We start from the raw sequence: 16,820 nt of genomic DNA on the forward strand, positions 1-16,820 counted from the left end.
CTTGCCTGATCTGGGCTGTTCTTCTGGACTGATTTTTGCTGCGTGCCTTTGCGGCGGGCAGGAGCCGGGTTTCGGCCCGGCGGCCGACTCCCTTTCTTATCGCGCGACCGGAGTGCCGGCCATAAGAAAGGAAGCAAAGAAGCGCGCCCCGCACTGCCCACGACCCTTCGCTTCGCTACGGGCGACCTGCGTTGGCAGAAGGGGGGAGGCTGGGGAACAGCCAACAGCCAGCCGGGTCAGGGCCGGATCGGCGTGATCATCACGCCGGTGCCTGCGGGGGCGTCTTCGCCGCCGGGCAGGGCGGGTGTGGCGGGGGTGGCTTCCTGCAATGCGCGCTGGTCCGTGGGGCCCAGCGTGCCCTGGGTGAGGGGGATGCTGGGGGCGGGCAGGGCGGGGGTGCTTTCTATGATTTCCTCGCCGGGCGACAGGCCCGGGCCGGGTGGCTCCGTGGGCTCGGGTGCGGGTTCAGGGGTCGGCGCCGGCTCCGGGGTGGCGGGTTGGCCGGGCTGTGCGGGCGGCTGCTGGTCGGGCCACCAGCCCTGCATGCGTTCGCGCAGGCGGCCGACCATGTCGGACCACCAGTGGCTTTGTTCGGGTGGCTCGAAGCGGGCCTTGGCGTCGATGACGGGGCTGCGCAGGGCGCGGGACATGAAGTCTCCCACCATGGGCAGGGCGCTGCGCGAGCCCTGGCCCCAGCGGTCGCTGCGCAGGGTGATGCGCGCGTCGTTGAAGCCGGCCCAGGCGCCGGTGACGATTTCCGGGTGCATGAGGATGAACCAGCCATCGGCATTGCCCTGGGTGGTGCCGGTCTTGCCGGCCACGTCGGCGTGGATGCCGTAGCGCTGGCGCACGGCCACGGCCGTGCCTTTGTCCACCACGGCGCGCAGCATGTCCACCAGGGCGTAGGCGTGGTCTTCGTCCAGCGCGCGCTCGGGCTTGGGCGGGCTGAATTCGGCGATGACCTTGCCGTCGGCGTCCTCGATGCGCGTGACCATCATGGGCGGCAGCCAGCGGCCACCGTGGGCCAGGCTGGCATAGGCGTTGACCATCTCCAGCAGTGACACCGGGCTGCTGCCCAGGGCCAGGGCGGGAACCTCGTCCAGCGGGCTCTGGCGCACGCCCAGGGCGCGCGCCAGGCGTGCCACGCGGGCGGGGCCCACGGACTGCATGACTTCGGCGGTGATGGTGTTCTTGGAGTAGGCCAGGGCGTCGCGCAGCGTCATCTCGCGGCCCGTGGGGGGCGTGGCGTCGGTGGGGCGCCAGACTTCGCCGCCGGCCAGCTGGATTTCCACGGGGCTGTCCACGCGCTTGTCGTCGGGGGTGGCGCCCTGCTGCAGCGCGGCGCCATAGACAAAGGGCTTGAAGGTGGAGCCGGGCTGGCGCCGTGCCTGCTGCACGTGGTCGTAGGCGTCCTGCGTGAAGTCGCGGCTGCCTACCCATGCCAGCACTTCGGAGGTGGCCGGGTTCAGCGCTACGAAGCCTGCCTGCACGCGGGTCTTGTCCTCGCGCAGCTGCTTCATGAAGGCCTTGTCGGCCAGCAGGGCCTTGAGGGTGTCTTCCTCGCTGTCCTTGTCCGTTGCCTTGTCCTTGCCTTGGCTGTCCGCGCGTTTGCGCGCGGCACGCCAGGCGGGGGTCTCTCGCACGAGTTGCTGCACCAGCGGGTTGGAGGCGTTCCAGCCGTCGCGCTGGCTCCAGGCGCCATTGGCCACGCCCTGCAGCGTGCGCGTCTGGCGCGCCACGGCCTGGTTGGCCCAGTTCTGCAGGCGCGAGTCGATGGTGGTGTGCACCACCAAGCCATCGGTGTAGATGTTGTAGTCGTTGCGGTCGGCCCAGTCGATCAGCCACTTGCGCAGATGCTGCGCGAAGTGCGGCGCCATTCCCAGGGGCTCTTCCTGGCGCTCGAAGTTGATGCGCATGGGACGCTTCTTGAGCTGGGCGAACTCGGCCTCCTGCAGCACGCCGCGCTTGACCATTTGCGACAGCACCGTGTTGCGGCGGTACAGCGCGCGGTCGGGGTTGAGCACGGGGTTGTAGTAGCTCGTGCCCTTGAGCATGCCCACCAGCGTGGCGCTTTCCAGCACCGTCAGCCGCGCGGCCGGCTTGTCGAAATAGGTGCGCGCCGCCATCTCTATGCCGAAGGCGTTGTAGAGGAAGGGCACGGTGTTCAGATAGGTCTCGAGGATCTCGTCCTTGGTGTAGAGCGCCTCGATCTTGAAGGCCGTGATCGCCTCCTTGAGCTTGCGGTTGAGCGTGGGCGCGCGGCCGATTTCGGTCGGGTACAGGTTGCGTGCGAGCTGCTGGGTGAGGGTGGAGCCGCCCTGCGGATCGCCGCGCAGCGTGTGCACCACCGAGCCCAGCGTGCGGCGCCAGTCCATGCCGTGGTGCTCGTAGAAGCGGTGGTCCTCGGTGGCGATCAGCGCCTTGATCACCGAGGGCGACATCTCGTCGAGCTTCACCCACTGCCGGTTGCTGCGCTTGAACTGCGCGAGCTGCTTGCCATCCGCGCTCATGATCTGGGCTGGCTGCTCCAGCTTGGCCTTGCGTATGTCGCGGATGCCGGGCGTGAACGGGATCAGGGCCAGCACATACAGCGCGAACAGCAGCGGCAGCGCAGCGGCGAACAGCAGCCATTCGCGCCGGGTGGGCCGGCGGTGCCACCAGGGCAGGGCCGCCACGCGCTGGCCGATGCGGCTGGCCAGCAGCCTTTGCCAGGCTGCGAGCACAGCGTCGGGCAGCTTCAAGTCATTGAAAGAAAAGCGCATATTGCAAGACGGCCCTGATGACAGGACATCAGGGCCGATAGGGCGGGACCATTCCGCGAAGGCTAGAGAATGCCCAAAAAAGCGGCACCCCGCTCGCGCGGGGTGCCTTGCCTATGGGCCAAGCCCCGGTATTGTCGGGCTGGCGTGTACTGGCGGGAAGTGCTTATTTCTCCAGCCAGTCGGACAGCTCGTCCGCATGCTCCTGCTCCTGCTCCAGGATGGATTCGATCAGCCGGCGCGTGGTGGGGTCCTTGTCGCCGATCAGGTCGATCATCTGGCTGTAGGCCTCGATGGCCACGCGCTCGGCGATCAGGTTGGTGCGGATCATGGCCTTCAGGTCCGTCTCGCCGTTGTAGTCGGCATGGCTGCGCTGGGTCAGCGTCTGGGGGTTGAAGTCGGGCTCGCCGCCCAGCTGCACGATGCGCTGGGCCAGCTTGTCGGCGTGGGCCATTTCCTCGTTGGCATGGACCAGGAACTCGTCGGCGATGGCCGGCGAGGCCAGACCGACGGCGGTGAAGTGATGGCGCTTGTAGCGCATCACGCACACCAGCTCGGTGGCCAGCGAGTCATTGAGCAGCTTGATGATGTCCTCGCGCCAGGGCCCGAAATGCGGGGTCACGGCGCCATCGTCCAGGCTGCGCTTGGCAGCCTCCAGGGCCTTGGGGTCCAGCGCCAGGTGGCCGTTGCCGGGGTTGGATTTGGCTTGCTTCGTGGGGGTGCTGTTGGTGTTCATACAGGTGGTCTCTTCATCGTGGGACGGAAACTACGGCAGGCATGCGCCTATGCGGCTTGTAAACACCTGCCAGCGAAACGGGACCAGGCGGGCCGCTGTGCCCGCCTGTTGCCTTCCAAGGTAAGTTTTTGGCCGCCTGCTGTCTGTGAGACAAGTCCGCATCCCCATGCCCGGCCAGCGCGCCCCCGGGTGTCCCGGCGCTACCATGGGTGCTCCACTCCAGGAGCACCCGCATGAATGACACCGCCGCCGCGCCCCGCTCGGCCTACGACTTCGAGGCCACCTCCATCACGGGCCAGGCCGTCCCCCTGTCGGACTACCGCGGCAAGGTGCTGCTCATCGTCAACACCGCCAGCGCCTGCGGCTTCACTCCGCAGTACGCGGGACTGCAGGCGCTGCATGAGCAGTACGGCGAGCGCGGCCTGGTGGTGCTGGGCTTTCCGTGCAACCAGTTCGGTTCCCAGGAAAAGGGCAGCGAATCGGAAATCGCCAGTTTCTGCGACCTGAACTTTGGCGTGCGCTTCCCGCTCATGGGCAAGATCGACGTCAACGGCGCCAACGCCCACCCGCTGTACCGCTGGCTCACGGCCGAGGCGCCGGGCGTGCTGGGCACCAAGGCCATCAAGTGGAACTTCACCAAATTCCTCGTCGGCCGCGACGGCCAGGTCATCCGCCGCTATGCGCCGCAGGATGCGCCGGCCAAGCTGTCCACGGACATCGAGGCCGCGCTGGCGCTTTGATGCGCTGACCGCGCCTGTCCATCAGGGTTTCACGCAGGGCCGGCAGCGCGGGCCGGCCGCACGCCATGGTTAGCATGCTCCTTGACATCACAACAAGGAGACAACACCCGTGAAAGCCTTTCGCCGCACCGCCCTCGCCCTGCTCACTGCCTGCACCCTGCCCATGATTGCTACCAGCGCCGCCGCCCAGGACAAGCCCGTGGTCCAGTTCATCGCCACGGGCGGCACCATCGCCATGAAGATCGACCCGGTCAAGAACGCGCCCGTGCCCGCGATCTCGGGCGACGACCTGCTGGCCACCGTGCCCGACGTGGGCAAGTACGCGCGTATCCAGGTCAACAACCTGTCCAACGTGCCCTCCGACTACATGGACCCGGCCCGCTGGGTGCAGCTCACCCAGGCCGTACAGGCCGCGCTGGCCCGCCCTGAGGTGGCTGGCGCCATCGTCTCGCACGGCACGGACACGCTGGAGGAAACCGCCTTCTGGCTGGACCTGACCGTGCAGTCGTCCAAGCCCGTCGTGCTCATCGGCGCGCAGCGCAATGCCTCGGTGTCCGACTTCGACGGCCCGCGCAACCTGCTCAACGCCGTGCGCATCGCCGTGGACCCCAAGGCGCGCGACAAGGGCGCCATGCTGGCCATGAACAACCAGATCAACGCCGCGCGCTACGTCACCAAGACACACACGGCCAACGTGGAGACCTTCCGCTCGGGTGAATTCGGCTTCCTGGGCGAGGTCTACCCGGACCGCGTCAGCTTCGCCTCCGCCCCCGCGCGCCGCCAGCACCTGCCCATCCAGGCGCAGACCATGCCCGAGGTGGAAATCTTCCCCATGTACGGCGGTGCCAACGGCCAGGCCGTGCGCCAGGCGGTGGACCGTGGCGTCAAGGGCATCGTCATCGACGCCCTGGGCATGGGCAACATGAACGTCGCCATGCTCGATGCCGCCAAGTACGCCATCGGCAAGAACGTGCCCGTGGTCGTCAGCACGCGCGTGCACAACGGCCGCGTCATGCCCAGCTACGGCTTCGAGGGCGGCGGCAAGACCTCGTTCGAGGCCGGTGCCGTCATGGCCGACGACCTGCGCGCGCCCAAGGCGCGGATCCTGCTGATGCTGGCGCTGCAGTCCGGCGTGACGGGGCAGAAGGACCTGCAGGCAGTATTCGATCGCTAGTTCGACCGACAGGCCGCCGCAACCCTGCCGCACAGGCCCTGGTCTTGCGCGGCATTTCTGGCGGGGCACCGAGGTGGCACACTGGCAGCCCCATATGCCAACCAGGGCGCACCATGCAGGATGACGATCTCGAATACGTGGGCTTCTGGGCCCGCACCGGCGCCGCGCTGATCGACACCGTGATCCTGCTCGTGCTCATGCTGCCGGCCCTGATCTCCATCTACGGATGGGAATACCTGGAGTCCGAAAAACTGTTGCACGGCCCGGCCGATTTCGTCATCTCCTGGGTGCTGCCTGCCATTGCCGTCGTCATCTTCTGGATCAAGAAACAGGCGACGCCGGGCAAGATGATCATCTCCGCCAGGATCGCGGACGCGCAGACTGGCGCGGACATGAGCACACGGCAGGCCGTCATTCGCTACCTGGCCTATTTCGTGTCCATCATCCCGCTGTGCCTGGGGCTGATCTGGGTGGCCTTTGACCCGCGCAAGCAAGGCTGGCACGACAAGATTGCGGGCACCGTGGTGGTCAGGCCCAAGCACCGGGGCGTGCAGCCGGTGAAGTTTCACTGATATCCATATCGCACTGCTCCAGCGCGCTGGCCGTTTGTGCCTCGGCCTGCTTCAACGCCTTCTGGCTGTCTGCCAGGCTGCGGGCAAGGCCCGCCCCGTGGCTCAATCCTCTTCCAACCCCGGCTCGTCCACCACGAAGCCCGAGCCGTCCTCGTCGCAGAACACGCATTGCTGCACGAAGCTGTCCATGCTGCTGGCATGGAACCAGATCAGGCCCTGGTCTTCGTCGCAAAGCATGTCGGTCTGCTCGTCCACGCTGGCGGCGGCAAAGCCGCTCAGTTCCATTTCTTCGAGGAACTGCTCCAGGTCCTCGCAGCCCGCAAACAGCTCATGGTCCAGGCTGCCGATGCGGCCCTTGAAGGCGCCGTGCAGCACTTCCACGAAGGGGTTGCCGCCGGGGTCATGGCCAATGACCATGAAGTGCGCGGCAAACAGGTTCTCGCGCTGGTGGTCCTCCACGTCGCAGTGCTCCGAGCCTGCGCGGAAGTGGTGCAGGGTGCGCAGCCAGGCGTGGTTGTCGCCGGTCTCGTCGTCGGCCTGCAGGTAGTCCTCGCGGTCGGGCGCCGCTTCGAGCCGGTCGAAGTCCAGGCCGTTCTGCGTGATCAGGAACTGCGCGTAGGCGTCGGAGAAGCCTTGCTCGGCCTGGTATTCGCGCACCGCCTGGGCGTCGGGCAGGGCCAGGCCGAAGGGATTGGGAAAGCGCACTTGCATGGAACGGTCCTTGAAAAGGAGTGAACGGCGGCCACGCAGGCCGTGCCCGCAGGATGGTGCAGGCGTTGGGAGGCAGTTTGGTGACAGTTCCGCATCACGAAGAAACCACCAGCCTCGAATGCCCCACGCCACCGCCTTTCTCCACCCGCACCTGCACGGCGATGCGTTCCTTGAGCGCCTCCACGTGGCTGATGATGCCGATCATCTTGCCGCTGTCGTTGAGCCGGTCCAGCGCGGTGAGTGCGATCTCCAGCGTGTCGGCATCGAGCGTGCCGAAGCCTTCGTCGAGGAACAGGGAGTCGATGGAGGTCTTGTGGCTGACCAGGTCGGACAGCGCCAGGGCCAGGGCCAGACTGACGAGGAAGGCCTCGCCGCCCGATAGCGTGCGCGTGTCGCGCGGGGTGTCGCCCTGCCAGCTGTCGACGATGTCCAGTTCCAGCTCGCCCTCGGGCTTGCGGCGCAGCAGGTAGCGGCCGTGCAGGCGCGACAGGTGGAGGTTGGCCAGGTGCAGCAGGTGGTCCAGCGTGAGGCCTTGGGCAAAGCGCCGGTATTTGTCCCCCTTGGCCGAGCCGATGAGGCCGTCCAGGTGCTGCCACAGCTCGCTGTCGCTGGCCTGGGCCGCAATGCGCTCGAACAGGGCCTGCTGGCCCTGGCGGCGGCGCTGGTCGTCGGCCAGCTGGGTGCGGACGCCGCCCAGTTGTTCGCTGAGTGCGTTGCGGCGTTCCTCCAGCGTTTGCAGGCGGGCCTGGATTTCTTCGGGCGCCGCCTCGGTCAGGGCCTGGGCCTGCAGTTGCGCGTGCTCGCGCTGTGCGGCTTCGAGCAGGGTGGCAGCGCGCTGTTGTGCCGCCTGCAGTTGCTGGCGCAGCGCGACCAAGCGCTGGCGTTCGGGTGCGGGCAGCAGGGCCTGCAGGTAGGTGGGTTCGTCGGCAAAGGGGCTGGCGGCCAGGGCGGCCTGCCATGCGGATTCGGCCTGGGCCGCTTCCTCGCGCTGGCGGGCCAGCGTGGCCTGGGCCTGTTGCTGCTGGCCTTGCAGGGCATCCTGTTGCCGCGTGAGAGCGGCGATGTCGCTGGCGCATTCGGCCAGGGCCTGCGGCAGCTGTTCCACGGGCGGCAAGGGCAGGGAAGGCGGCTCTGCCACAGCCGTATCGGCGGGATGGTGCTGCGCCGTTCTCTGCGCCTGCCACTGTGTTTTCCACTGTGTTTCCCACTGTTTTTTCCAGCGCTGCGCATCGGCCTCGGCAGCCTCGCATTCCTTGCGCTGCAAGGCCATGGATTGGGCCAGTTGCTGCAGGTCGTGCCGCGCCTGTTGCCAGTGCTGCCATTCGGCTTCGCGCGCTTCAAGCCAGGGCTGGGCGTCGTCGGGCACCGTGTGGCCGGCCTCGCCGAGTGAAGCCTGCAACTGCGCGTTCAGCGCCTGGGCTTCGGCCTGCAGGCCGGCGATGGATTGCTGCAGTTCTTCGCGGCGTGCGCTGTGGTCGGCCAGGGCCTGCTGCTGCAGCGCAAGCTGGCCTTGCGCGGTCTGCAGTGACTGGCGGCTGTGCTGGGCGGCGTCCTTGGCCTGTTGCACGGCCTGCTCGCCTTGCTCGGCGGCCTGCACGGCGCGCTTGAGCGTGTCCAGCTGGCGGGCGCAGGCCTGGGCCGATGCGGCGAGGGTGTCGGCCTGTTGCCAACTGTCTGGCGCGAGTTGCAGGGGTTGCGCGAGGCCCTGCCATGTGTCGTTCCATGTGTCGTGCCAGCGTGCGATGTCCTGTTCCAGTTCGTCGGCCTGGCGCTGGCGCGCAGCCTGCGCGGCCGTGGTGGCGGCCAGCGTGGCGCGGGCGGTTTCGCCCTGGGTTTGCAGGGCGTCGAGTTCATCCTGCTTGCGGCGCAGCGCGGCTTCGGTGGCCGAGGCGTCCAGCGCTTCGTAGGCGGCCACGGCCGGGTGCTCTTGCGCGCCGCACAGCGGGCAGGGCTGGCCGGGCTGCAGGGCGTGGCGGTGCTCGGACAGGCTTTGGATGCGCTGCTCCTGGGCCAGCAGTTTTTGCTTGTCGCGGACCTGTTCTCGCACGTCTATGTAGCGCGTGCGCAGGGCTTGCCAGGTGTCCGTCTGCTGCTGCGCCAGTGCTGTTCCTTCGCGCAATTCCCGGGCCAGTGTCTGTTGCTGGCGCGCAAGTTCGCGGCGCTGCGCGGCCTGGGTTTCTGCCTGGCGCCACAGGTGCAGGCGGTCCTGCTCTGCCTGCTCGCGCGCGCGCAGCTCGGCCATGCCGCCGCTGCCTTGAAGGCGCTGCGCCTGTTCGTCCTGCGCGTGCTGGAGTGCGGCGCTGGCGCGGGCCTGGGCGTCGGTGGCGGCTTGGACCTGGGCCGCGCCGGCTTCGACGCTTTGCGCCATGCGGGCCTGTTCGGCATCCAGCTTGCGCAGGGCCTGCTGCTGGTGGGCCGCCTGCTGTTGCTGGCTGGCGCGCAGCTTGAACTGCTGGCGCCAGCTGCCCAGGCGCTCGCCCAGCAGGGCATGGGCTGCATGGTGGGTGCAGAACTGTTCCAGCGTTTGGTACTCGGCCTGCTGGCGGGCCAGGGTGTCTTGCGCAGCCTGGGCCAGGCGGGCGGACAGGGCCTGGGCATGGCGGTGCTGCAGCAGCAGGCGGGCCTGGGTCTGCTGTTCGTGCTCGCGCAGTTGCTGCAGTTGCTGGCGGCTGTCATCGCAGGCGGCGGTGCTGCGCTGCCAGGCCTGGTGCAGCGGCTGCAGCGCCTGCGCGGGCTCGTCATGGGCCAGGCTTTCCAGTTCTGGCGCGGCCTGCTCCAGTGCCTGTGCGGCGTCTGCGCAGCCGGTGCGGGCGGCCTGCAGTGTCTGGGTGGCCTGGGCCAGTTGCTGATGCCATTGGTGCTGGGCCTGGGTGCGCAGGTAGTCGGCCTGCAGCGTGGCCTGCTCCGTCACCAGGCTGTCGGCCTGGGCCTGCAGGGCATCGCGCGCTTCGGGTGTCAGCAGCTCCACGCCATCGGCCTGGGCCTTGAGCTGGTCCAGGCGCTGGCGGGCGTCGCGGGCGCGTTCGAAGACTTTCTGCGAGATCAGGCCGTAGATTTCCGTGCCGGTCAGCTCCTCGAGCAGGGCTGCGCGGTCGTTGGCATTGGCTTCGAGAAAGGCCGCAAAGCCGCCCTGGGCCAGCAGCATGGATTTGGTGAAACGCTGAAAGTCCAGCCCGGTGATGGCGGCGGTCTGCTCGAGCTTGTCGCGCGTCTGGCTGCTGAGGATGCTGCCGTCGCCCCGGGCCAGTTCCACCTTGGGCGCCTGCAGTGCGCCATCCACCCTGTCGCGTGCGCGGCGCTGGCTCCAGAAGGCGCGGTAGACCTGTCCCTTGACCTCGAATTCGACCTCGGCCAGACAGTCGGCCGTGTGGCGCGTCATGAGGTCGTTGGCGGATGCCGAGATGGTCTTCAGGCGCGGTGTCTCGTGGTACAGCGCCAGGCAGATGGCATCGAGCAGGGTGGACTTGCCCGCGCCCGTGGCCCCGGTGATGGCGAACAGGCCGTTGCCCGCGAACGGTGCCTGCGTGAAGTCGATGCGCCATTCGCCCTTGAGCGAGTTGAGATTCTTGAGCCGCAGCGTGAGGATCTTCATGCGCGGGCCTCCTCGCCGTGTTCGCCGGCGCCTGGGTGGGGCGCATCAAGCCCGGCCACCACCTCCTGGTAGCGCCGGGTGAGGGCCTGGGCCAGGCCAGGCTCCAGTGTTTCCAGCGCCAGGCGGCGCTCGAAGACGTCGGCGGGGCTGATCTCGTGCAGCGACTCGCCAGCGGCGGCGGCCATGCCGGCCACCGCCCGGCCGCGCTGGCGCCGCACGCGCAGCAGTTCCACCGGCAGCTCGTCGGCCAGGGCCTGCACGCGGTCGGTGAGCTGGAGCAGGTAGTCGTCCTGCTCCACCACCACCTCCAACCACACGGGCCGTGCAGGGCTGCCGGCCTGGGCGGCGGCGCGCATCAGATCCGGCAAGGCGGTCAGGCTGCCTGCCACCGAGGCCATGGGCTGAAAGCAGGGAACGGGCAGCGGCGTGACGGCCTGCAGCCCTTCGGGGCCCAGGTCCACCAGCAGCATCTGCTTGGACTGGCGGACCTCGTCAAAGCTCAGCGCAATGGGCGAGCCGCTGTAGCGGATGTGCTCCAGGCCGCCCACTTTCTGCGGCTGGTGGATGTGGCCCAGGGCCACGTAGTCGGCGGGCGGAAAGGCCGAGGTGGGGAAGGCGTCCAGCGAGCCCACATAGATTTCGCGCACGGACTCGCTGCTGCTGGCGCCCACGGTGGTGAGGTGGCCCGTGGCGACGATGGGCAGGCGCTCGCCGCGTGTGGCGGCCAGCGCATCACGGCGAGCGATGGCGGCGTCGTGCACGTTGCGGTAGCAGGCCTCGATGGCGGCCTGCAGCGCCTGCTGTTTTTGCTCGGCGCTTTGGCCCGCCTGGCTCAGCATCACGTCGCGCGGGCGCATGAAGGGCAGGGCGCAGACGATGCAGCCAGGCATGGCAGGCTGGCCCGGCCGGCGCCGCAGCGGCAACTCCACCACGTGGCTGGCCGCCTCGCCCACGGCGGCCACCACGGTGGTGTCCAGGCAGGCCAGCAGCGCGCGGCTTTCGGCCAGCGTGGCCACGGAGTCATGGTTGCCGCCCAGCAGCAGCAGGGCCACGCCCGCCGCGTGCAGGCGCACCACGAGCTGGCTGTACAGCTCGCGCGCATAGCTGGGCGGCGCGCCGGTGTCGAAGATATCGCCCGCGATGAGCACGGCATCCACCGCCTGGGCATCGACCTGCTCCAGCAGCCAGTCGATGAGCGCGGCATGCTCTGCCTGGCGGCTCTTGCCCATGAAGTGCTGGCCCAGATGCCAGTCGGAAGTGTGAAGAAGGCGCATGGTTTCGGTATCGCGGTATCGGTCCAATGTCCGCCGGCTCTGGCGGGGGCGACAGTATGGTCGCTGGCGCGCATGGGTGACAGCAGGACGGCTTGCCGCAGCTAACATCCCGGTTCGCATCAACCAAGGAGACACAGGCATGTTCAGCCACGTCATGGTCGGGGTCAACGACCTCGAAAAATCCAAGCAGTTCTACGACGCATTCCTGGGCGCGCTCGGCATTGCGCCGGGCATGGCCAACAAGAACCGCTATTTCTACCGCAGCGCGGGCGGCACGTTTGCCATTTCCACACCGATCAACGGCGAGGCCGCCTGCCACGGCAATGGCGCGACCATCGGCTTTGCGACGCAGTCGCCCGAGCAGGCCGACGCGGCCCATGCCGCCGCCGTGGCAGCCGGGGGCGTGACCTGCGAGGATCCGCCCGGCTGGCGCGAGGCTTCGCCCGGTGGCCGGCTGTACCTGGCCTATGTGCGGGATCTGGATGGCAACAAGCTGTGCCTGTTGCATCGGCCGCCGAAGGCCTAAGTTTCTGACCGTGCCGGACGGTGTTTTTTCGGGGCTGGAGCCCTGACGTCGAAACGCCAAAATGCAAATAGCCGATGTGCCATAGCTGCACTCGGCTGTTTTTATTGCGATTGGCCAACGTGGTGCCGCGCCAGAACAATCACCATTGAAATGGCTTGAACTTGCATTTTGGGCAGTGCAATACCGTCTTGTCCCTGCCCTCCAGGAACAGCGCACCGCCCCGGAACTGGTTGATGCTCCAACTTCCACGGCTGCCATCGCTGAATGCGATTTCGCCGCTTGCATAGCAGGGCGACCAGTCTAGCGTGTAGTGTGCGTCGTTTTCGTTGGTGGTTTTTGCCTGTTGAAAATAACGGCGCACCTGGGAGATGGTCAGGACAAAGTTGGCGCAACTCACCGCTGGGTCTTTTTCGACGGGCGATTTGGCCGCGTTTTCCTGGATGGTGATCTGGCTGATCTTGGGAAGTATCAGTGGGCACAGTGGCGGCTCGAACTCTGAGCCTTTTGTGCATTGATTGGCGGCGGAGGCGGTGCTAGCCATAACAACTAGCAGGGGTAAGGTTAATAGTGATCTCACCATTTTGCTGAAATCGCTTCCGTAGGATTTTTTCTAGAGACTTCTGGGTGCCTGAAAACTTCGCTCATAGATATTCTTAGTGTCAGCGTTAATTCCGCGATAAGCCACTGTAGTGCATTGTTCTGCTCGCTTGTAACGGCCTGATAAGTTTTCTTTTCGTCTGGTATGTTCCCGCCACGAGGAAGTGCTTCACCTACCAATTCAATGCCAATGCTGTCTTGGTTGGCCGGAAATCGTGCTGGAACCTTTTTCAGCATCTCGCGCTTGTTCTCTTGGGTTGGATTGAAGCGTTGTAACGATTTTAATTCAACTGGCGTGCATCGCTTTTCCAGTAAACAACGCGCTTTTATTTTGCCAATGTGCCATGTTTGTTTGTAAAGGGAAGCGGTTCGATATATTGTTCCATCTTTCTCTATCAGGAAATGTGCTCCATTTGCTGATGGGTTTTTGTAACTATCAATTGAAGACTGTGCTGTCGATCCTCCAGTTTGATGAACAATGATGCCATGAATTTCCTTCATTTCACCACGTTCAATGGTGGGTGCGATGGCTCGCTTTATAAGGGAGTGGATTGCTATTCCATTTCTATCAATTATTAGCATTTTAGTACCAATGATGTAGGCCTGCCGATGGCCCATGGGTGTTAATTTGGTATTTTGCTGGATATCGTAATTGCCGTTGATATGTTAGCCATGATGGGTATTGAGTGGTTGGGTTGAATTTGTAAAATTATGCAATCCTGATCTTTTTGTCATATCTCGCAGTTTTTTAGATGTTTGGGCGGCTGTTGTTGTGATCTGATATGCAAATCAGTCTGTCTTGCGGAGTAGCAACTGTCTTGGCTTATGCGGGCGAACAAGAAATTGGTCGACAACCGGCCAGGCCCGGCCTCGGAAAAAAGCATCACCCGGCAGGGGCAAAAAACACGCGTTCCCATACCCACTGCCCTCTGCGCCATACTCCCGCCCGAACGCGCCCACCGGGCGCTCACCCCCAAGGAGAATGCGTGCAATCAGCAAGTGACCAGTGGTTCGACGAGGCGTACTACCAGCGCTACTACTTCGACAAGAAGACCAGCGTGGTCGACACCGAGCATGTGAACCGGCTGGGCGCTTTCGTGTGTTCCTATCTGAACTATGTGCGGGTGCCGGTGCGCCGCGTGCTGGATGTGGGCTGTGGTATCGGTCTGTGGCGCGAGGCGGTGCAGCGCCATTTCCCGGGTGCCAGCTACCACGGCGTGGAGTTCAGCGAGTACCTGTGCGGGCGCTTCGGCTGGGAGCGCGGCTCGGTGGTGGACTATGCGGCGCATGATCCTGCAGAGCCCTTCGATCTGGTGATCTGCCAGGGCGTGCTGCCCTATCTGAGCCCGCCGGATCTCAAGCGCGCGCTGGCCAATCTGGGGCGGTTGAGCCGAGGCGGTCTGTATGTGGAGGCGGTGGCGCGCGAGGATTACGAACGCGGCGTGATCGATGAGGATCTGACCGATCCGCGCCTGTTCCGCCACCGGGCCGATCTGTACCGTCGCGGGCTGGCCGAGCATTTCAAGGAACTGGGTGGCGGCGTGTGGCTGAGCCGCCGCGCCGAGCTGCCGCTGTTCGAGCTGGAAAGCGTGGGATGAGCATGGAGCTGCCTGACCAGGCTCCGGCGTCTCCGGTGCCCCTGTCCTATTTGCGTGGCGTGGATTCGGGCGTGGCGCCGCATGCGGTGTCGCGCCTGCGCACGCAGCGGCTGGCGCGCAGCACGCGGCCGTTCCTGTCGCGCGGCGGGCCGCGCGGCGAGCGCTGCGAGGGTTGCCGGCTGCGGCCTTCGCACTGCATCTGCGCGCTGCGGCCCATGCTGCCGACGCGGGCAGGCTTTTGCCTGCTGATGCACGATGCAGAGCCGCTCAAGCCCAGCAACACGGGCTGGCTGATCGCCGATGTGGTGGAGCAGACGCACGCCTTCGGCTGGGCGCGCACCGAGGCCGATGCGGGCCTGCTGGCGCTGCTGGCCGATCCGCAGTGGCAGCCCTATGTGGTGTTTCCGGGCGAGTTCGTACAGCCGCCGCATCGCGTGGTGCACACGCTGCCGGTGCCCCAGGCCGCGGTCATGCCGGGCCAGGAGCGGCGCCCGCTGTTCATCCTGCTGGACGCGACCTGGCCCGAGGCGCGCAAGATGTTCCGCAAGAGCCCTTACCTGGACCGCTTTCCGGTGCTGAGCCTGCACCCGGATCAGGTCTCGCAGTACCGCCTGCGCCGCTCCCAGCGCGAAGACCACTTCTGCACCAGCGAGGTGGCCGCCCTGTGCCTGGAGCTGACGGGCGATGCGGGCGACCGGCGCGCGGGCCGCGCGCTGGAGAGCTACCTGGCGCTGTTCACCGAGCACTATCTGCGCGCCAAGAACCAGCAGCCGGTGCAGGCAGACAGTGCCGCGCACCGGGGTCTGCAGGACGCCGTCTCATCCCGCTGTACGCCTGAAGAAAAAAAACGATAGCGGTAAACGCTTGTGTTCATTGGGATTGGCGTCGTTTTGTTCCAAATTGTTGACGGCACATCCATCGCACCGGCCCGGTGTGCGCCGGTGGCTTCACGGGGTGGAATGGGCCAGGGTGCAGCGGCGCCAGCACAAACCTCCTGTTACGTTCTGGCTGCAGGGCGCCTCCCATACTCGCGGCGTGCGAAGAAAGGCGGGTGGACTGCAGGGCGGGGGCATCGGATCCCGGGCTGAATGTCCATCGAACCTCGTCCCCGGGCGGTGATGGCTAGAATTGGATTTCGCTGAAATTCATCGGCCTGGCCCCGCTCAAGCGGGGCTTGTTCGTGCACGCAGGGCTGCCCGTCGAGGTGGCCCGCATCCTCAGGGCGCGCCGCACCGCGGCACGCGGATTGCTGTTCACCGCATCCGCCGGGAACCTTGGGACGTGCCGTCTCTCTTATCGCGCTGGACCATGCGTTGCACCCTTCGGGGCCGGCTGCGCCATGGCCGCGTGCTCCATTTTCTTGGGGTTTGTTCATGGCTCGGGGCCCATTGCTCCGGCGTTGGAAAGGTGTCCGGTTTTGGTGGTCAAGGATTTCAAACTGCGCTACAACCCCGCCCTTGACGGGCTGCGGGGCGTGGCGATCCTGTTGGTGATCTTGTCGCACTCCCATGCGCCTCTGTTTGATGGCGCGTTCTTCGGGGTCGACCTGTTTTTCGTGCTCAGCGGCTATCTGATCACTTCGCTGCTGCTGATGGAAAACGATTCCGAGGGCCGCATCGGCTTCTGGCGCTTTTACCGCCGCCGCTTCTTCCGCCTGATGCCGGCGCTGGCCCTGTTTCTGGCCGCGTACTGCATCTTCGCGCCCATGCTGTGGCCGGACCTGAACGACATCTACTCCGATGCGCTGGTCTCCATCCTCTATCTGGCCGACTACGGTATCGCCTTCTTCGACAGCCCGGACACGCTGCTGCACATGTGGTCGCTGTCGGTGGAGGAGCACTTCTACCTGATCTGGCCGCCGCTGCTGGTGCTGCTGCTGCGCTTTTCCAAGCCGGGCCGCCTGTGGCGCCCGATTGCCCTGCTGTGGGCGCTGAGCTGGCTGTGGCGCGTGTACTGGGTGGACCAGGGTCAGCACTTCTATGAGATCTTCTTCCGCTTCGACACCCGCGCCTCGGGCCTGTTCGCCGGTGCGCTGCTGGCGGCGCTGATGATCGAGCGCCCGGACTTCATCGCTGCGCTGAAGGCGCGCATGCACCACGCCATGTGGGTGCCGCTGGCCGTGCCGCTGTTGATGGCGCTGCAATGGGACAACCAGGACGCCATGGTCTGGGGCATCACCGTGGTGGAGTGCGCGGCCGTTGTGCTGCTGGTGGCGGTGAGCCAGGGCTCGGGCCTGGTCTACGACATGCTGTCGTCGCCCATGCTGGTGAAGCTGGGACGCCTGTCCTATGGCGTCTATCTCTGGCACTACCCGGTGGTGCGCTATCTGCGCGCCGACTTCTCGTGGCCCGTGGTCGTGGTGCTGGGCCTGGCGATCTCGGTGGTGCTGTCGGCGCTGTCCTTCTACACCATCGAGCGCTGGGCGCTGCGCATGCGTGATGGCGAGCGCAAGGGCGGCGAGCGCCAGCCGCAGGCGCAGCCGGCCTGAATGCCGGCAGGGCGCCGAAAGCAAAAAGGGAACGTTGGCACGTTCCCTTTTTT

General features: G+C 66.1%; 14 protein-coding genes. 7 read left to right on the forward strand and 7 right to left on the reverse strand.

Translation table 11 applies throughout. From position 1 onward, the window contains the following. Nucleotides 1-236: 236 nt before the first annotated feature. Nucleotides 237-2,762: a penicillin-binding protein 1A gene (locus ACF8O7_RS14060; protein ID WP_280047975.1), complete on the reverse strand. Its 2,526-nt coding sequence runs from the start codon at nt 2,760-2,762 to the stop codon at nt 237-239. Between the two features lie 163 nt (nt 2,763-2,925). Next, nucleotides 2,926-3,495 carry a bacterioferritin gene (locus ACF8O7_RS14065; RefSeq protein ID WP_016449875.1) on the reverse strand — a complete coding sequence of 190 codons (570 nt, stop codon included), beginning with the start codon at nt 3,493-3,495 and terminating at the stop codon, nt 2,926-2,928. Between the two features lie 233 nt (nt 3,496-3,728). Here ACF8O7_RS14065 and ACF8O7_RS14070 point away from each other — a divergent pair, with 233 nt between their 5' ends. From ACF8O7_RS14070 to ACF8O7_RS14080, 3 genes are all read left to right on the forward strand, one after another. After that, nucleotides 3,729-4,235: a glutathione peroxidase gene (locus tag ACF8O7_RS14070; protein ID WP_013804566.1), complete on the forward strand. Its 507-nt coding sequence runs from the start codon at nt 3,729-3,731 to the stop codon at nt 4,233-4,235. Nucleotides 4,236-4,344: 109 nt separating this feature from the next. Beyond that, nucleotides 4,345-5,409, forward strand: a complete 1,065-nt coding sequence (locus ACF8O7_RS14075; RefSeq protein ID WP_016452086.1) for an asparaginase — start codon at nt 4,345-4,347, stop codon at nt 5,407-5,409. Between the two features lie 113 nt (nt 5,410-5,522). Then, nucleotides 5,523-5,981 (forward strand): RDD family protein, encoded by a 459-nt coding sequence (locus ACF8O7_RS14080; protein ID WP_016452085.1) that lies wholly within the window; start codon nt 5,523-5,525, stop codon nt 5,979-5,981. Between the two features lie 102 nt (nt 5,982-6,083). Here the strand turns inward: ACF8O7_RS14080 and ACF8O7_RS14085 are convergent, their stop codons facing one another. The 3 genes from ACF8O7_RS14085 to sbcD form a co-directional block, all read right to left on the reverse strand. After that, nucleotides 6,084-6,692, reverse strand: a complete 609-nt coding sequence (locus ACF8O7_RS14085) for a hypothetical protein (protein ID WP_126311121.1) — start codon at nt 6,690-6,692, stop codon at nt 6,084-6,086. 94 nt (nt 6,693-6,786) lie between these two features. Further along, nucleotides 6,787-10,284: an AAA family ATPase gene (locus tag ACF8O7_RS14090; RefSeq protein WP_392443566.1), complete on the reverse strand. Its 3,498-nt coding sequence runs from the start codon at nt 10,282-10,284 to the stop codon at nt 6,787-6,789. Beyond that, nucleotides 10,281-11,558 (reverse strand): exonuclease subunit SbcD, encoded by a 1,278-nt coding sequence (gene sbcD / locus ACF8O7_RS14095; RefSeq protein ID WP_126311123.1) that lies wholly within the window; start codon nt 11,556-11,558, stop codon nt 10,281-10,283. Before sbcD ends, ACF8O7_RS14090 begins: the two co-directional genes overlap by 4 nt. A gap of 139 nt (nt 11,559-11,697) precedes the next feature. Between sbcD and ACF8O7_RS14100 the strand changes: the two genes are divergently transcribed. Next, a complete protein-coding gene (locus ACF8O7_RS14100; RefSeq protein ID WP_012202828.1) occupies nt 11,698-12,084 on the forward strand; it encodes a VOC family protein in 387 nt (128 codons plus the stop codon). Nucleotides 12,085-12,223: 139 nt separating this feature from the next. On the opposite strand, the gene ACF8O7_RS14105 is transcribed toward ACF8O7_RS14100, so the two are convergent. Together ACF8O7_RS14105 and ACF8O7_RS14110 are read right to left on the reverse strand one after the other, a co-directional pair. Next, nucleotides 12,224-12,625, reverse strand: a complete 402-nt coding sequence (locus tag ACF8O7_RS14105; protein ID WP_016449868.1) for a hypothetical protein — start codon at nt 12,623-12,625, stop codon at nt 12,224-12,226. Between the two features lie 32 nt (nt 12,626-12,657). Beyond that, nucleotides 12,658-13,299, reverse strand: a complete 642-nt coding sequence (locus ACF8O7_RS14110) for a peptidoglycan recognition family protein (protein ID WP_126311124.1) — start codon at nt 13,297-13,299, stop codon at nt 12,658-12,660. A 368-nt stretch (nt 13,300-13,667) separates the two neighbouring features. On the opposite strand from ACF8O7_RS14110, the gene ACF8O7_RS14115 reads away from it, so the two are divergent. The 3 genes from ACF8O7_RS14115 to ACF8O7_RS14125 all read left to right on the forward strand — a co-directional run bounded on the left by ACF8O7_RS14115 (nt 13,668) and on the right by ACF8O7_RS14125 (nt 16,767). Beyond that, a complete protein-coding gene (locus ACF8O7_RS14115; protein WP_016449866.1) occupies nt 13,668-14,279 on the forward strand; it encodes a class I SAM-dependent methyltransferase in 612 nt (203 codons plus the stop codon). Then, nucleotides 14,276-15,133 (forward strand): tRNA-uridine aminocarboxypropyltransferase, encoded by an 858-nt coding sequence (locus ACF8O7_RS14120; protein WP_126311125.1) that lies wholly within the window; start codon nt 14,276-14,278, stop codon nt 15,131-15,133. The genes ACF8O7_RS14115 and ACF8O7_RS14120 overlap by 4 nt, the downstream gene beginning before the upstream one ends. 485 nt (nt 15,134-15,618) lie before the next feature. Further along, the gene (locus tag ACF8O7_RS14125; RefSeq protein ID WP_016449864.1) at nt 15,619-16,767 is read left to right on the forward strand and encodes an acyltransferase; all 1,149 of its coding nucleotides are present in this window, start codon (nt 15,619-15,621) and stop codon (nt 16,765-16,767) included. Nucleotides 16,768-16,820: the final 53 nt, after the last annotated feature.

The sequence above is a fragment of the Delftia sp. WSY_16 genome (assembly GCF_043104415.1).
Classification (GTDB): domain Bacteria; phylum Pseudomonadota; class Gammaproteobacteria; order Burkholderiales; family Burkholderiaceae_C; genus Comamonas; species Comamonas tsuruhatensis.

Excerpts from the sequence above, each read along its gene's own strand:
- ACF8O7_RS14060 (WP_280047975.1), bottom strand. The coding sequence starts at position 2,762 with ATGCGCTTTTCTTTCAATGACTTGAAGCTGCCCGACGCTGTGCTCGCA.
- ACF8O7_RS14065 (WP_016449875.1), bottom strand. The coding sequence starts at position 3,495 with ATGAACACCAACAGCACCCCCACGAAGCAAGCCAAATCCAACCCCGGC.
- ACF8O7_RS14070 (WP_013804566.1), top strand. The coding sequence starts at position 3,729 with ATGAATGACACCGCCGCCGCGCCCCGCTCGGCCTACGACTTCGAGGCC.
- ACF8O7_RS14080 (WP_016452085.1), top strand. The coding sequence starts at position 5,523 with ATGCAGGATGACGATCTCGAATACGTGGGCTTCTGGGCCCGCACCGGC.
- ACF8O7_RS14085 (WP_126311121.1), bottom strand. The coding sequence starts at position 6,692 with ATGCAAGTGCGCTTTCCCAATCCCTTCGGCCTGGCCCTGCCCGACGCC.
- ACF8O7_RS14090 (WP_392443566.1), bottom strand. The coding sequence starts at position 10,284 with ATGAAGATCCTCACGCTGCGGCTCAAGAATCTCAACTCGCTCAAGGGC.
- sbcD (WP_126311123.1), bottom strand. The coding sequence starts at position 11,558 with ATGCGCCTTCTTCACACTTCCGACTGGCATCTGGGCCAGCACTTCATG.
- ACF8O7_RS14100 (WP_012202828.1), top strand. The coding sequence starts at position 11,698 with ATGTTCAGCCACGTCATGGTCGGGGTCAACGACCTCGAAAAATCCAAG.
- ACF8O7_RS14105 (WP_016449868.1), bottom strand. The coding sequence starts at position 12,625 with ATGGCTAGCACCGCCTCCGCCGCCAATCAATGCACAAAAGGCTCAGAG.
- ACF8O7_RS14110 (WP_126311124.1), bottom strand. The coding sequence starts at position 13,299 with ATGGGCCATCGGCAGGCCTACATCATTGGTACTAAAATGCTAATAATT.
- ACF8O7_RS14120 (WP_126311125.1), top strand. The coding sequence starts at position 14,276 with ATGAGCATGGAGCTGCCTGACCAGGCTCCGGCGTCTCCGGTGCCCCTG.
- ACF8O7_RS14125 (WP_016449864.1), top strand. The coding sequence starts at position 15,619 with ATGGCCGCGTGCTCCATTTTCTTGGGGTTTGTTCATGGCTCGGGGCCC.